The organism is Streptomyces sp. 2A115 (assembly GCF_052245575.1).
GTDB lineage: Bacteria > Actinomycetota > Actinomycetes > Streptomycetales > Streptomycetaceae > Streptomyces.
Genome location: NZ_JBQQCG010000086.1, coordinates 16,120 through 30,146, shown reverse-complemented (window position 1 = coordinate 30,146; position 14,027 = coordinate 16,120). Strand labels below are relative to the sequence as shown.

Sequence of the window (14,027 nt, the reverse complement as noted above, 5' to 3'; positions counted from 1 at the left end):
ATGCAGTTGAGTAAGTGAAGGCCAGCGACTTCACGTCCGTCGCAGACGCCGTGGTCGGGGTAGCTTCCGATGGCGCGCTGTCGGGAGGTCAGAATTTTCTGACCTCTGTTCGGGCCTTGACCCAAGGCCGGGTAGTTAACGTTTTTGCAGGTCACGCAGGGGGTGTTGGGGTCCATGCCGTGGCGGCGTAGAGGCCGGGGCCGAGTTTGTGGATGAGGCCGGTCTCGGCCCATCTGGAGAGCTGCCGATACATGGTCTCCATGGTGATGTCGCCGAAGTGAGAAGCGATGTCACGGGGGCGCCAGAGGCGGGTGGGGTCCTTCTCGAGCAGGGCAAGGATCCGGTGACGGCGGCGGTCGGCGAGGGCGGTGTTCCGGTCGTCGCGGGAGATGGCGGGGAGTTGAGGGTGTGGTTCGCGAGGTTCAAGGACGCTGATGTCGAGGCCGGTGATGGTGCGGCTGGTGTCGGGTCTGCCGTCGTCATGGCGGGTGCTGTAACGGGACATCGGTGACTTGACCTTGCGGGTGCTGACGCGCTGCCGTCGGGGCGGCAGCAGACGGGTCAGGATCCGGTGCCCGATCAGCCCGACGCGACCGACATCGGCGGGGTCGGTGATGACGGCGGCGGCCTGGACGACCTGATCGCGGGCGGTCTGGAGGGCGATGGTGAAACAGCAGCGGTCCGGATCGGTGCCAGGCAGCGACTCGGCGGCCTCGACCATCATGGTGCGTAGGGCCTGGTAGAGGGTGAGCAGGGCCCACATCTCCTGTTCGACGCCGGCCGGGTCGCCCGAGCGCAGGACACGCCCGTTCATGATCGTGTGGCGGAGCGCGTGGTACGCAGATTCGTGTTCCCACCGCTGGTGGTAGAGGCCCACCAGCACGGCTGCCGGGTAGCGGCCGGCGTCGGTCAAGGTGGTGACCAGCCGGTAAGAGCCGGTGAAGACGGTGCCGTCCGCGCAGGTCACCGTGATGTTCGCGTCGATTACACGTACCTTCTGGGCGGCGATCACCGACAGGTATGAGCCGTCGGCGAGACGTGTGAGAACGGGGGTACGCCGGTTGCTGCGGAGTCGACCCAGGAACTGGGCGCGGGTCGCGGTGACGGAGGCGAGGAAGTCGTTGCCGTCGAAGCCCTTGTCCCACAGGACGAGCATGTCCGGCCGCAGCAGATGCAGCAGATGCAGCAGGCGCGAGGCGTAGCTGGTCTCGCCCTCGGCGGTGGGCCCGAACACCGCGCCGAGCAAGGCCCGTGTGCCGGTCTCGACCAGCGTCATCAACTCCAGCGTGGGATAGCCGTGATGGGAGGTTCGCCCCAGCCAGGCCCTGTTTCGCCCGGAGTCGGGTACCTTCTGGGAACTGCAGCCGTCGAATGACACAGTCCGGTACGGCCCGAACCGCACACCGGGTGTCGTCGGCCGGGCCACAGGCCCCGCGAGAACCTCGAATAACCGCGCACCGGCGCGCTGCCCAGTCGTCGGCGCAGATCACGCAGAGCCTTCGGCGTCGGGGAGGCCACCGGCACCTCGGCCAGCCCGGCCGTCAGCTGTCCCAGACGAGCCGGTAGCCGACTTCAGGGAACAGACACATCGAGAGCAGGAAGTAGATCCCGACCCGCGAAGGAAGATCACGCAGCCGTCTCTGCACCGGGCGAGTCTCTGCCAGGACCGCGTCAACCAGCTCGAACGGCACGACGGCCGTCAGCTCGCCCAGATGCCCGGGCGCGAACCGGCCCGCGGCCACTGTGACCGTACGGGTGATGGCCATCACCCGGGCCGGCAGGACATGATGAAACGGCAACGGAGCTCCTCAAGTGCAAGCTGTCTTGGACGACTGCCTGTACCAACGAGCTCCGTTGCTCTGCGTCGGAAATCCTTCAACTGGCTTGCGTGACCTGCAAAAACGTTAACTACCCGGCCTTGGGTCAAGGCCCCTGCCGTGCGTCCCCCACCAGTTCACTCACACTGGGATCAACGACCCAGAACACCTACCGTTTCGGATCAATAACACCTCCACCCCGCTCAAATTCGAGACCCGGAATGTCACGAACGCTGCCGAAGTCCGCGCAGAAGGGCGCGGCGACGGCGATGCAGCAGATCCATATCGCATCCGCCGCAGTGTCATGCCCTGCTGTGCCCCTCCGACCTCTCGGTGTCCGGCGTCCGGCCACCGCTGTCGCCCCCGCCGGCATCCCTGATTCCGAAATCACCGGTTTTGCTGCCGCCGGTGCCTTCCGTCCCGGCATCAGATTCGGCGGTGGCATTTGAATCGCCGGAACCTTCGGCCTGCGAAAAATCGTCATCCTCCCCGAATTTCCCCTCCCCCTTGATTTCTTCTATTTTGTCGCTGCCGGGTACAGTGTCGCCCTTCTGGTCGACGATGGTGGTGTGTCTGGTCCCGTCGCCGTTTCCGTCGACGGTCGTCGTCGTCACGATGGTTTCGCCCGTCTGGTGGTCCGTGACGGACTCGGTTCTGCTGTAGCCCCCACCCTCTTCTGGGCTGTTTTCATGGATTGAGCCATGCGACTCCGAGACAACGTTCCCACTGGAGTCGGTGGTTTTCTCGTCCCAGGTTCTGTCCTCTGAACCGTCACGGTGCTCGACGGTGTGCTCGGTTCTCTCCGTCTCGGTTCCGGACTGCGGGTCAAATGTGCGCTCCTTGCGGTCGGTTGCTATGTCCCCGCCGGGTTCTCCTTGCGGTCCGCCCATGCCGTCTTCCTTCCGTGTTGATCCTCGGCGGGGTCTTTTACTGTTGTTCCTGGTCCTGCTGATTCCAGCCCGCTACGCTGAAGAGTCTGTCCATAACGCTGCGTTCGGTCGCGGGGTGCGCCCATTCCTCGGCCGCCAGCATGCGCTGGGCGAAGCAGAGCGCGGTGCGGCAGGCGATGTCCCTCACCTGAGCGGTCAGGGAAGGGTCCTGGTCATCCGAGGGAAACTCGGTCAGCTGGTAGGCGGCGTCCTGGCAGACCTCCCACACCGCGGGGCGGCCGCCGCTGCCGTCGGCACGGTCGGTGTCCCGAGCTTTGGCCCAGGCTTTGTCGAACCCACCCGCTTCCACCAGCTCGGCAACGGGGCCGGCGCACAGGCACGGCCCGGAGCTGTCCCGCCAGATTCGGGAGCAGCACAAGAAGGGGCCGGGAGAGCCGCCTTGCAGCATGACCAGCAGCTGACGCAGTGACCTGACGTCGTCGCTGGTGTCGCGGCCGTTCACGTGGCCGGACAGTGCGGTATCGATCGCGGCGGCGACGGCGTCGCCCTGTGCGTACGTCCAGCCCTCGCGGGCACCGCGTGTCTCGGCCAGCCGGCGGGCACCGTGCCGGATCAGGCAGTCCACCACGGCATTATCGTCCAACCAGGCCGGTAGTTTGGGCGCCGTCACGGCCAGCAGGTCCGCCCAGCACCGGTGCAGACCGCCGGGTGTCTGCGCGGCCGAGAAGACGACTCGGGAGAACATGCGCATGACCCCCGGGTCTTGGACGAGGGCACGGGCCGCGTCACAGGCCGGGGGAGCGGTCAGACACCTACGGTCGCAATCTGCCGTCGGCGGCGCGCCACCTGGGGCCGGGCCGTGGCGCGCCATGTAGTCCCTGACGACGGTGTCCGTGGGCCAGGTACCGGATCCGCCCTTCATCGGTGGCACTTGGAGAAGCAACGGCGCGTCTTCACCATCGGTGAATACGGCCGCTCTCCCTACCGGCAGTGTGGCGAGGGCGGTTTCCTGTTCGGGCGTCATCGCCATCGTCGCCCCGAGAACTTCGCGGTCGTCGCCGGCGACGATTCTGTGTGCCACCTTGAGGTTGGTGTTCTTCAGAACGTCCAGGGCGATCTTGGTTGGTATCTGATCGACGACCACGACGCCTTGACCGTAGGCTCTGATCTCGGACAGCAGGTTGGTGAACGTCTCCACGGCCTTGCCACGGACGTCGGCCTCGCCCTCCTGGCCGCGGCGCCCCGCCGTATTGGCGAGCAGACGGTGGGCTTCCTCGATGACCAGCAGATGGAGAAGTCCCTCGATATCGCCCTGGGCCCGCCGGTGTTCGGCCAGCCGGATCATCAACAGGCCGATCATAAAAGCCTTGTCGTCGTCATCCCCCATGCCTTCGAGCTCAAGCACAGTCGGGCGTTCCAGTAGGTGCTCGATCGGGAGGGACCGGCGGATATCCAGCATCCGGCCTTTCCCACCCGTGCGCAGACTGTTGACGCGCGTGCGCAGGGCTGCCCGGATATTGCCGGTGACCTCGGCCTCGTAACCTAGTTGAGGGACCACTTCCTCAATCTTGTGCACAAGATCCGTGAGGGTGGGAAATGCGGTCGAGCGATCGGACGCGTCATCGAGGCGCCTGTTGGTGCCGTAGGTCACGTCCCAGCCGCGGTCGGTGTAGACGTCATGCAGACAGACTTCGAGCACCTGCGGAAGCGGCGTCCACATTCCGAAACTAGCGTGGAACACGGAACGCAGCAGATCGAGGTGAACACCGACCTCCGTTCCCTCCGGAACCTCGAAAGGATTCATCCGGAAGGGAGCGACCTGCTCCCGCCCGAGGCTGAAAACCTGGAGTTTGCCAGCCAGTTCGTCATTGTGCATGAGGACCCGATACTCCGTCTTCGCCGGCTCGACGACCAGGAACGGGACATCGGCACGGGTGAGCTGACGCAGCAGCTCGAACACTGTGTTTGTCTTGCCCGAGCCCGTAACTCCGGTGACGAACGCATGGCGCGTCAGCTTGCCGCGCGAGACGCCGTACGGCGTCGTCGTCACCCGCTGTCGCTCGACCACTGAGCCCAAGGCGAGCGTGCCGCTGTCCGCCGGTTGCGCCACGACGTCAAACTCTGGCACCTGTGTGATGCAGAACCCGGCGGTCTCCGCGTTGGGCAGGTGTACGTACGTGGCCAGTTGCGACGATGTCAGGAGGGTCTGGTGCTGGAACGGGTGCCGGTAGCGCCCGGGAGCCAAGGTGTCGCCCACCGGGTCGGGCATCGCCCAGGACGAGGTCAGCGCCGGTACGTCGTCCCGGTCCCAGACCTGGACCGGTTCGGGCAGGGAATGCTGGCCGGAGAAGATGCCGCGCCAAAGGCTTGCCAACGGCCGGTAGCTGCCAGCATCGCCGAGAAGGTACACAGCGGTACGCCAGGCGCCGGTCGCCTGACCGTCGGTGAGCGCCGCGAGTTGGTGGTCGAGCAGGTTGACATAGGTTTCCGCGAGTGGGCTCGGAATGCCTTCGAGTTTGGCCGCGGTCTGTACCGAGCGCTGTTCGTTAATCAATTGCAGGCGAAGATTCCGCACCAGCGACTCGCTAATAGGTTGGGCGAGCACAAGTACAGCCCAGCGCGAGCCCGCGAGTGAGCGGATCAGCCGGTCGAGCGGCAGAACGCCGTCGAAGGCGTCGGGCGGTTTGAAGGTCGGCACACCGACGGCCAGCCCGCCGCGCTCCCAGTGACGACCGAGCACCGCCGCTTCCGGAGTGACATCGACCGCCGAGTACAGCGCTCGCAAGGACAATTCCACGAGCCGCTCGTTCTCCCTCACGGAGTCCGGCGAGCCGCCTGCGGGCAGCCAGGTACCCATATGAATTTCTACGCGGCCCGGTTCCCCGGTGACCATGAATCCGATAGGCACTTTGTACTGGTTGAGACCGACCAGAAGATCTCGGGTCAGCGGGCCTTCCGTCTCTCGCCAGTTCGCATTCCTGGACCATTCGAAAATTTCTGCTTTCCCTCCTCTCCGTCCGATTCCGTTCACCCGGAGAAGCCTGCGGAGGTCGCTCGGGGACTGGGTGAGGCGCGCCTGCGGGTCGGCGGGTGGCGGCCTGAAACCGGTTCGCTGAATGTAGTCGACGTCTTCCGCTGTCAGACCTTCTATCGCCACAGCGGCTCACCCACTTCCCGGGGAGAGCGGCGGGGAGGCTCCGGAGGTCGGCTTAAGCGGCAGTGGAGTTCGCCACGTACGGTCTCAGACGCGCCGTTGTCGCCTGAGGCAGGCTGTGAGGCGCGGAATCCGCTGTTCGAAGAGATGGTCAAGGCGTGCCCTAGCACCGGAAGAAGCGATCCGCCGCCGAGTCGGCCTGGGTGCCGCAACTGGGGTACCCAATCATCGGCGCCACCCCATCGACTGCCCTTTCTGTCCTCCTCTCTCTCCCTCACGACAGCACCGATGGGAGAGGGTAGGTGGTCCAGGCTTGCCGCTGTCAGGTCGTCGCTCACGGGAAGTCCTCGGGAGGCCAGTCGTCAGGCGGACCCGCGGGTTCGCCGGCGAAAATACCTATCCACCCCAAGAGGATGATCGCCACGACGATGCAGATGAAGACACTGGCGAGGATCAATTGCCACTTCGGCGTCCGTGTGGCCCTGACGTCGGCGCCCGTCGTCACGTTGTGAAGGCGCTTCGCATGCAGCGTTCCGGCGCGTATGCGACCGCTCACGCGTGCCCAGTCACCGTCGTGGATCGACCCCTCGAAGCCGATGCCTCGCATCTCGACGGGTACGAGCATCACGCGCTTTCCGGAATTGTCGTAGCGCTCCAGCCGGAACATCCACACGGACTGGGTTTCGCTACGCTGCTCGGTCCTCGTCTGGACGCCTCGCACCATGCCCTCGACGGCCTCGCCGCGACCGATCTCGTGGATCGACCTGTGGGCGCCGGGCTGAGCCGCCTGCCACGGACCCTGCCGGGGATCCTGGGGTGGTGCCGGGGGTGGCTCACGTTGCGATGGCCCGATCGGCGGCTGAGGGGATGGGTCCCACGCGCCGCCGCCGAGGAAGTCGCCATCTGGCGGTGTGGGCGGGACCGGAGGTGATGAGGGCGGGGCAGGAGCAGACCCAGGGGCCTCGGTGCTGCCGTCCGGCCCCCACGCATGGAATGCGTGACCACAGTGGGTACACATGCGGGCGCCGACGGCGGCCTGGCCTCCGCAGTTCTCACAGATCCATGTACTGCCCATGCGGACCTCTCGTGCTATCCGAGCCTGCCGCAGCGCATCCACCCCCTCCAGCACACACCCGTTGCGTTGCACCGGCAAGTTGGCACGCATCACGGGGGCGCTGTACGGGCCCCGAACGCCATGCGAGCAGTGGTCCTGAGCGCCTGCAGAGACGCCACACGGCCCGGCCGGGACGAGGAGTTCGACCAGCTGCAGACCGACTACTTTGCCGTCTGGGACCGATCCCGCGCGTACGCGGCCGCCGTCCTCGCCCTGCTGCGAGCCCGCCTTTAGCGCGCCTGCTCGAACGAAAGTGCGCCATTCCGCGACGACTTCACCCGCAGTCCGCACCCGTCGGGGGACGGGTGCGGCACGGTGGACCTCAGGCTGGTCCGTCACTCCCCCCGTGGTGGCGGACCAGGCCTCATTCCGTGCCGGTGGCCAGCGGCCGCTCCTGCACAGGCGTCTGAGCGAGGACCTGCCGCAGATCGACGTACAGACGCAGCCGCACGCCGGGCTGGCCGACATCCCGGATGGTGCGGTCGTCGTTCGAGGTCGCTCAGGTAGAGGCGATCGCGTTCTGGAAGGCGAACACGGTGGCGTCATCCAAACCAGCCACGTCGACAACCAGCAGGCCGGGCTCGGACAGATGCGTTTCTCGGATCGGGTCCACGTCTGTCAGTACGTGTTCGTGCACGGCGAGGTTCTCCGCAGGCTCCGGATTCACCCGACCGGAGGAATTGTCAGTGGCGGCGACTACCGTCAAGACCTGATCAGTTTGCCGAACTCCCGTGACAACGCGTGGGTGTTGGAGGCCACCATACGGACAGCCGCGGCCGCCGATCCTCAATGGCAGGAGCAGCTGGCAGGCTCCGCCCGGATCGCAACGTACAAGCCGGAAACCCAGATGTGGCATGCCCGCCTCGGAGCGCTCGATGCAGATGCTGCAGTCCCTCTTCGACGCCGCGCGCGTCCACGGCGCCGAGGTGTGCCTCACGCCCGTGGCGGTCCCGGCCTACTGGGACGGCCCCGTCTTCACGCGCGGTCCGGACGTGGCCGCTCTGCTGGCAGCACAGACCGACCGCGGGCGGCCGCTCGATGAGCTGCCTCTGGCCTGAGGAGCCCGCGCTGGGGGAGGACTTCGAGGACGTTGTCGGCGACCTGGAAGCAGTCCGCGCGGGTGCGGGCACTCGTCCGCGATCGCGTCGAAGACATAGTTGGCTTCCTCCCCTCGGCTAATGCCGGGGGATTTCAACCAGCTCGAAGGCCAGTTGGCGCGGTGCACCTCGCGGGACCGCTGGTTCCTGCTTCATGGACCGGCCAGTGCCGAGGTCTCCACAGGCTGGCACCGCATGCCCTGCGGCGCTGAGGATGTTCTTCGCGGCGTTCACGTCAGCGTGATCCCGGTGGCCGCAAGACGTGCACACGAAGACCGCTTGGCTCTTGCGGCTCTTCGCGTCCACGTGCCTGCACCGGTTGCACGTCTGCGACGTGTACGCGGGGTTGACCAATACCACCTCGGTGCCTGTTGACCGGGCTGCGTTGCGGATGGCCAGTTCCATGCGGTGCCATCCCTTGTCGAGGATCGCGCCGTTCAGCCCGGCCTTCTGCCGTACCCAGCTGCCCGGTTGTTCCTTGGTGCCCTTGGCCGACGTCGTCATGTTCTTCGTGCGCAGGTCTTCCAGGGCCACGACGGAGTGCCGGGCAGTGAGGCGGTTCGCCGTCCACGCGGTGAAGTCGGCGCGCCGGTCGGTGACCCGGCCCATGACCCGATTCATCGCGGTGCTGGTCTTGCGCCGGTTCGCCGAGCCCTTCTTCGAGCGAGCGAGGCGCTGCTGTAACCGGCGGTAGCGATTCTTCTCCCCGGCCGTGGCGAACTCTCGGTCGTGGAAACGACCGGTGCTCGTAGTGGCCGCGACGGCAACACCCCGGTCGATGCCGACTGGCGTGCCTGAGTGGTGCTCCGGGGTGAGGACGCCGTCCTCGACGAGGAACGACACGTACCAATGCCCGGCCTTGCGGGAGACCGTGGCCGAGCGGATCTCCCCGCCCGGATACCGAGTCCAGCGAAAGACGACCCACCCCAGCTTGGGCAGTTTGGCCCTGCCCCACCTACGGTTCAGCCGCTCCACTTGGATTTGCTTGGCGTCGGGGAACCGGAACGAGGGGGACCAGCGGGCCTTGGCACGCCAGCGGACCTTGAAGGTGCCATGCGTCCGGCATGCCTTGTCCAGGTCCTTCAGCGTCTGCTGGAGGATGTGCGAGGGCGCAGCTTGCAGCCACTCGTTCTCGCGCTTCGCCTCAGCCAGTTCTGCGCACTGCGGGACGTAGTTCATCCACCCGCCGCGCCGCCGGTACTCCCGCCGCTGTTCGAGGCCGGTGTTCCACACCGCCCGGCAGATGTCCGCAAACTCCTGGCACTGCGCGGCCTGGTCGGTCGTCAGTTCAAGCCGATACCTACGACCGGACAGCATGAGAACACCCTCCCCAAATGGTGTGATCACTCTAGAACGATCCACTGACGACACAGCGAACTTCGCCGCTCGGGTCATACCGGTTCCTCGCCCGCCCTCTGGGAAACCGCCCGGTCCCGGCGTCGGGCTGACGGGGGAGGAGAGCTGATGGCGAGGGCGGCGGGGTAGAGCACCTGGTGCCCGTAGCGGGCGCGGGCGCGATCGGCGACGGCTTCGATCGCGAGGGGCTTGTCGTCACCGCCGTCGAGGGTGAGCTGCCGGGTGGCGCGGTCGTCCGGGCGAAGGGCGTCGGCGCGCAGCGCGATGCTGCGGACCCGGGCGCGCTGGAGTCCGAGGGATTCGTAGACCGCGTACGCCGCGCGGGCGAGGAGCACGGTGTGCTGGCTCGCTTCGGGCAGGGCGCGGCTGCGGCGGGTGGAGCTCTGGTCGGCGTAGTGGATCGTGCAGGTCAAGCCGCTCGCGATCTGGCCGGTGTGACGGAGGCGGGCGCCGAGGTCGTCGGTGAGGGCGAGCAGGGCGCGCCGGTGCTGGGCCGGGTCGAGTTCGTCGCGGGCGAAGTGGTGCTCGGTGCTGATGGTCTTCGGTGCCGGGGCGGGTTCGACGATCGTGGTGTCGCGGCCCTGGGCATGTTCGTGGAGGGCGCGGCCGGCCCGGGCGCCGAGGAGCCGTTGCAGCGTGAGTTGGGGGACATCGGCGACGTCGCCGACGGTGTGCAGGCCGTACTCGCCGAGCGTCGCGGCGATTTTCGCTCCCACGCCGGGCAGCTCCCGGACCGGGCGGGGGTGCAGGAAGGTGGCGATCGCCTCGGGGGAGTCGTCGATGACGGTGCGCTGCACGGGCGGGGTGAGGGCGCAGGCCATCGCGGCGAGCATCCGGTTGGGCGCGCAACCCGCCGAGCTGCGCAGGCCGAAGTGGGCGAGCGCGCGCAACTGGACCACCTCGGTCAAGCCGCGAGCGTCCCGCTTCCAGTACGGGATCGCTCCGGTGAGGTTGAGAGCAGCCGAGTCCGGCTCGATCATCTGCACGCGGGGCGTGATGTCTTCCAGCAACCGGCGCAGCCGCTTGGGGAGGTCGGCGTCGTGGCCGGCCGGGACGTGGAAGCGAAGGTGAAGGATATGGCGGCCGCTCATCGTGTCACCCTGCGCTTCCCTGACTCCGGTGTCCGAGACGGCGCAGGTCTGCCGAACGGGTCCCGGCGGGCTGGAGGTCTGCGTACGGGTGGAGGCGGGCGCCGGCGGTGCCGTCGGCGAGGGTGCGCTGCGGAGCGTCCGGCTCGACCGGAGTGGGGGAGGGGGTGGTGCGGCCGAGGAGGTCGAGGGCGGCCTGGGGGCCGTGGTCGCGGCGTGCTGCGGCTACTTCGTCCAGGTCCCAGGCCATCTCGCCGACCACGGTGCGGCGCGGGCCGCGCGCCTCGACGGTGCCGCGTACCAGCAGCAGGCCGGAGTGGAACACGGTGTGCGCGCACGCGTCGTGGGAGTCCTCGAAGAACGCGATGTCGACCAGGCCGGAGCCGTCCTCAAGGGTGGTGAAGATGATCCGCTTGCCGGACGGGATTGGCGGGGTCTGGGTGGAGGCCCGTACTCCGGCGACGAGGACCTTCTGTCCGAGGACCATGCCCCGCAGGTGGGCGGCGTCGGTCGCGCCGAGCTCGCGCAGCAGCCGGTGGTGGTGCTCCATCAGGTGGTGCGTGACGTCGATGGAGAGGGTGTCGAGTTCGGCGCCGAGCTTGTCGCGGCCGGTCATCTCCGGAAGGCCGCTCGGGGCCGCGGTCACCAGCTCGCCGCCCAGCGGCAACTGTCCGTCGGCGGCGGTGCGGTTGCGGGACTGCCGATGCAACTCGACGGCCTGCAGCAGCAGGTCCCGCCGGGTCAGGCCGGGGGAGAGGACATCGAGAGCGCCGATGCGGATCAGGCGCTGCGCGAGCGGCAGGGACGGGCGGGCGCGCAGCCACACATCCTGCAGGCCGGTGTAGGGCTGGCCAGCCGCCAGGCGGGCGATCTCCGCCTCGCTGATGCCCTTGACCGTGGAGAACGCTAGGCGCACCCGCCAGCCCTGCCCGGTGTCCTCCACACTGTGCTGCCCACGGGAGTGGTTGACGTCGACAGGCAGCACGGCAACGCCGTGGCGGCGGGCGTCGGCGACGATGACCCGGCGCGGCCACATACCCGGATCGTGCTCCAGCAGCCCGGCGTACAGATACGCCGGGAAGTGCGCCTTCAGGTACGCGGACTGCAGCGCGGGGACGGCGAACGCGACCGCGTGGGCGCGGCAAAAGCCATATGCCCCGAAGGAGGAGACGGTTTCCCACACCTCATCCAGTACGTCCTTGGTGTAGCCGCGCTCGCCGGCCGTGCGACGGAACCAGGTCTCGACCCTCGGCAGCCGGTCGGGGTCGGCCAGGGCACGGCGAGCGACGTCGCCGGCGGCACGGTCGCAGCCGGTCATCCGGGACAGTATGGCGATGATCTGCTCATGCCAGATCACCACGCCGTAGGTATCCGACAAGATCGGCTCCAAGTCCGGATGTGCGTACCTCGGTGCCGCGCCGTGACGAGCCGCAATGAAGAGGGCGGGCATGCCCCCGCTGACAGGGCCGGGCCTGAATAGGCTGATGTCCGCGACGACGTCCTGCATGTGCCGCGGCTGTAGACGGCCCACCAAATCCTGCTGACCAGGACTTTCGAGCTGGAAGAGGCCGACGGTGTCCGAGGCCCGGATCATCTCGAAGGCCTGCTGGTCATTGAGGCTGACGTGGTCGGGGTTGTCGAGATCGAGTAGGCGTCCGGTCGTGCGGCGGATCTCGGCGACCGCGTACGCCATGGCGGACTGCATGCGGACGCCCAGGACGTCGAGCTTCAGGAGGCCGAGATCTTCGACGTCCTCCTTGTCGGCCTGCACCATCGGGTAGCCGGCCGGGGTCGGCTGCACCGGAAGCCGGTCCAGCAGCGACGCGTTCGACAGGATCACTCCGCACGGGTGCATGGCGTAGCCGCGGGGCAGCGCGTCCAGACCTTCGGCGAGCTCCCAAAGCGGTCCGAACTTCTCTGCCTGGGAAGCGAGTTGCCGCAGCTCCGGCAGCTCCGCGAGTGCGGCGCAGATGTCCCGGGCCCGGATGTGCGGAAAGCTCTTGGCGATCTCGCCGACGACCTGCGGCGGAATCCCGAGAGCGAGGCCGGTATCCCGCAGGGCGTGCCGGGCCCGGTAGGTCTCGGGCATGCCGGTGACCGCGGTCCGCTCCCGCCCGAACCTCTTGATGATCGCGTCGTACACCTCCAAGCGGCGCTCGGACTCCACGTCGAGGTCAATGTCCGGCAACGACGTACGCCGCTCGCTGAGGAACCGTTCGAACAGGAGCCGGTGTTCGAGCGGGTTGGCGGTGGCGACGAACAGCGCGTGGTTGACCATGGAGCCGGCGCCGGAGCCGCGCGCGGCGACCCGGATCCCCAGTGCCCGGGTGTCCGCGACGACCTGGGCCACGGCCAGGAAGTACCCCTCAAAACCCAGTCGACCGATGACCTCCAGCTCGTAGCGGAGCTGTCGTACCGCAGGCTCGTCGGTGTCCAGGCCGCGGGCGACCATCCCGGTCTCACACCGCTGCCGTAGCAGCCGCATGGCCGAACCTCGCTCGGGGCCGGCGGCGACGACGGCGGGTTCGGGGAAGTGGGGACGCCCGAGTCCGAGACCGGACGGGGTGAGGGTGCAGGACTGGCCGGTGGACTCGGTTTCGGCCAGCAGGCGGACCGCCCGGGCGGGGTCGTCACCGACGGCCTGGGCAATACGGTCGGCGGCCGCCGCCATGGCGGCCGGGTCCTTCAGCCACCGTTCGCCGCCGTCCAGGTGCCGACGGTCGACGGGCCGCAGCAGCCGAGCCGCATCCAGAACGTCGGCCAGCCGGTGCTGGTCCGGGTCGGCGTAGCGGACCGCGTTCGTCAGCACCGTGCGGACGCCGAGCTGGTCGGCCAGGCCCACAGTGCGCGCGGCCAGTCGCAGCGAGTCCGCGCCGGTGCCCTGCCGTCCCAGGTACACGGCTTCCAGCCGCAGCTGCTCTCCGGCCAGCTCTCGCCATGGCGCGAGCAGCTGCTCGGCGACGTCGGGGCGACCGGCGGACAGAGCCCGGACCGGTTCGGAGGCCGGGCCGAGCAACACCACCAGGTCCTGGTCGGCGTACGCGCGCAAGGTGGGCCAGGACACGACCGGCGCCGCGCCGTCTGCCCCGGCGTGCGCAGCGGACACCAGGCGGCATAGCCGTGCCCATCCGGCCGCGTTCTGCGCGAGCAGGGTGATCCGCAGCGGCGGCTCGACCACGTGCGCGCCGCCGCGCACGGGAGTACGCGGCCGTCCGGCGGCCGGGTCGGGTGGGGTGAGCGGGGCGATGGCGACGTCGACACCGAAGACGGAGCGGATACCGGCGGCCGCGGCGGCGGTGGCGAAGCGGACCGTGCCCGCGACGGTGTCCCGGTCGGTCAGCGCGAGCGTCGTCATACCGCGCTCGGCGGCGCGCTGCACGAGGGCACCGGGGAGGGAGGCGCCGTAGCGGGCCGAATAGCCGGAGGCGACGTGCAGATGAGTAAATCCACCGCTGCGCACCTCCTGCCTCTCGTTCGTCCCTCCCCTGACCGGTGTCCCTCCAGATCCTCA

10 protein-coding genes and 1 pseudogene are annotated in these 14,027 nt (G+C 68.1%); 2 read left to right on the top strand and 9 right to left on the bottom strand.

The window, feature by feature from the left end; genetic code table 11:
- Window positions 1–151: 151 nt before the first annotated feature.
- The 5 genes from ACTWQR_RS45145 to ACTWQR_RS45125 all read right to left on the bottom strand — a co-directional run bounded on the left by ACTWQR_RS45145 (window position 152) and on the right by ACTWQR_RS45125 (window position 6,528).
- Complete coding sequence (locus ACTWQR_RS45145) at window positions 152–1,378, bottom strand: transposase (RefSeq protein ID WP_443233126.1); 1,227 nt, start codon at window positions 1,376–1,378, stop codon at window positions 152–154.
- A gap of 163 nt (window positions 1,379–1,541) precedes the next feature.
- Window positions 1,542–1,799: a transposase domain-containing protein gene (locus ACTWQR_RS45140; protein WP_443233125.1), complete on the bottom strand. Its 258-nt coding sequence runs from the start codon at window positions 1,797–1,799 to the stop codon at window positions 1,542–1,544.
- 320 nt (window positions 1,800–2,119) lie between these two features.
- Window positions 2,120–2,707, bottom strand: coding sequence for a hypothetical protein (locus ACTWQR_RS45135; protein ID WP_443233124.1), 588 nt, complete (start codon window positions 2,705–2,707; stop codon window positions 2,120–2,122).
- 37 nt (window positions 2,708–2,744) lie between these two features.
- Window positions 2,745–5,738, bottom strand: coding sequence for an ATP-binding protein (locus ACTWQR_RS45130; RefSeq protein WP_443233123.1), 2,994 nt, complete (start codon window positions 5,736–5,738; stop codon window positions 2,745–2,747).
- A gap of 457 nt (window positions 5,739–6,195) precedes the next feature.
- On the bottom strand, window positions 6,196–6,528 hold the full coding sequence (locus ACTWQR_RS45125; protein WP_443233122.1) for a hypothetical protein: 333 nt from the start codon (window positions 6,526–6,528) through the stop codon (window positions 6,196–6,198).
- 528 nt (window positions 6,529–7,056) lie between these two features.
- On the opposite strand from ACTWQR_RS45125, the gene ACTWQR_RS45120 reads away from it, so the two are divergent.
- The gene (locus ACTWQR_RS45120; protein ID WP_443233121.1) at window positions 7,057–7,209 is read left to right on the top strand and encodes a hypothetical protein; all 153 of its coding nucleotides are present in this window, start codon (window positions 7,057–7,059) and stop codon (window positions 7,207–7,209) included.
- A gap of 130 nt (window positions 7,210–7,339) precedes the next feature.
- Here ACTWQR_RS45120 and ACTWQR_RS45115 read toward each other — a convergent pair.
- A pseudogene (locus ACTWQR_RS45115) lies at window positions 7,340–7,588 on the bottom strand (DUF6207 family protein).
- 241 nt (window positions 7,589–7,829) lie between these two features.
- Between ACTWQR_RS45115 and ACTWQR_RS45110 the strand changes: the two are divergent.
- Window positions 7,830–8,033 (top strand): hypothetical protein, encoded by a 204-nt coding sequence (locus tag ACTWQR_RS45110; protein WP_443233120.1) that lies wholly within the window; start codon window positions 7,830–7,832, stop codon window positions 8,031–8,033.
- 117 nt (window positions 8,034–8,150) lie between these two features.
- Here ACTWQR_RS45110 and ACTWQR_RS45105 read toward each other — a convergent pair whose 3' ends face one another.
- From ACTWQR_RS45105 to ACTWQR_RS45095, 3 genes are all read right to left on the bottom strand, one after another.
- Window positions 8,151–9,389 (bottom strand): RNA-guided endonuclease InsQ/TnpB family protein, encoded by a 1,239-nt coding sequence (locus tag ACTWQR_RS45105; RefSeq protein WP_443233119.1) that lies wholly within the window; start codon window positions 9,387–9,389, stop codon window positions 8,151–8,153.
- Window positions 9,390–9,463: 74 nt separating this feature from the next.
- Complete coding sequence (locus tag ACTWQR_RS45100) at window positions 9,464–10,519, bottom strand: DNA polymerase Y family protein (protein ID WP_443233118.1); 1,056 nt, start codon at window positions 10,517–10,519, stop codon at window positions 9,464–9,466.
- A 4-nt stretch (window positions 10,520–10,523) separates the two neighbouring features.
- Window positions 10,524–13,976 carry a DNA polymerase III subunit alpha gene (locus ACTWQR_RS45095; RefSeq protein ID WP_443233117.1) on the bottom strand — a complete coding sequence of 1,151 codons (3,453 nt, stop codon included), beginning with the start codon at window positions 13,974–13,976 and terminating at the stop codon, window positions 10,524–10,526.
- Window positions 13,977–14,027: the final 51 nt, after the last annotated feature.

Coding starts and splice junctions, on each gene's coding strand:
- ACTWQR_RS45135 (WP_443233124.1), bottom strand. CDS start 2,707: ATGGGCGGACCGCAAGGAGAACCCGGCGGGGACATAGCAACCGACCGC.
- ACTWQR_RS45125 (WP_443233122.1), bottom strand. CDS start 6,528: ATGTTCCGGCTGGAGCGCTACGACAATTCCGGAAAGCGCGTGATGCTC.
- ACTWQR_RS45120 (WP_443233121.1), top strand. CDS start 7,057: ATGCGAGCAGTGGTCCTGAGCGCCTGCAGAGACGCCACACGGCCCGGC.
- ACTWQR_RS45110 (WP_443233120.1), top strand. CDS start 7,830: ATGCCCGCCTCGGAGCGCTCGATGCAGATGCTGCAGTCCCTCTTCGAC.
- ACTWQR_RS45105 (WP_443233119.1), bottom strand. CDS start 9,389: ATGCTGTCCGGTCGTAGGTATCGGCTTGAACTGACGACCGACCAGGCC.
- ACTWQR_RS45100 (WP_443233118.1), bottom strand. CDS start 10,519: ATGAGCGGCCGCCATATCCTTCACCTTCGCTTCCACGTCCCGGCCGGC.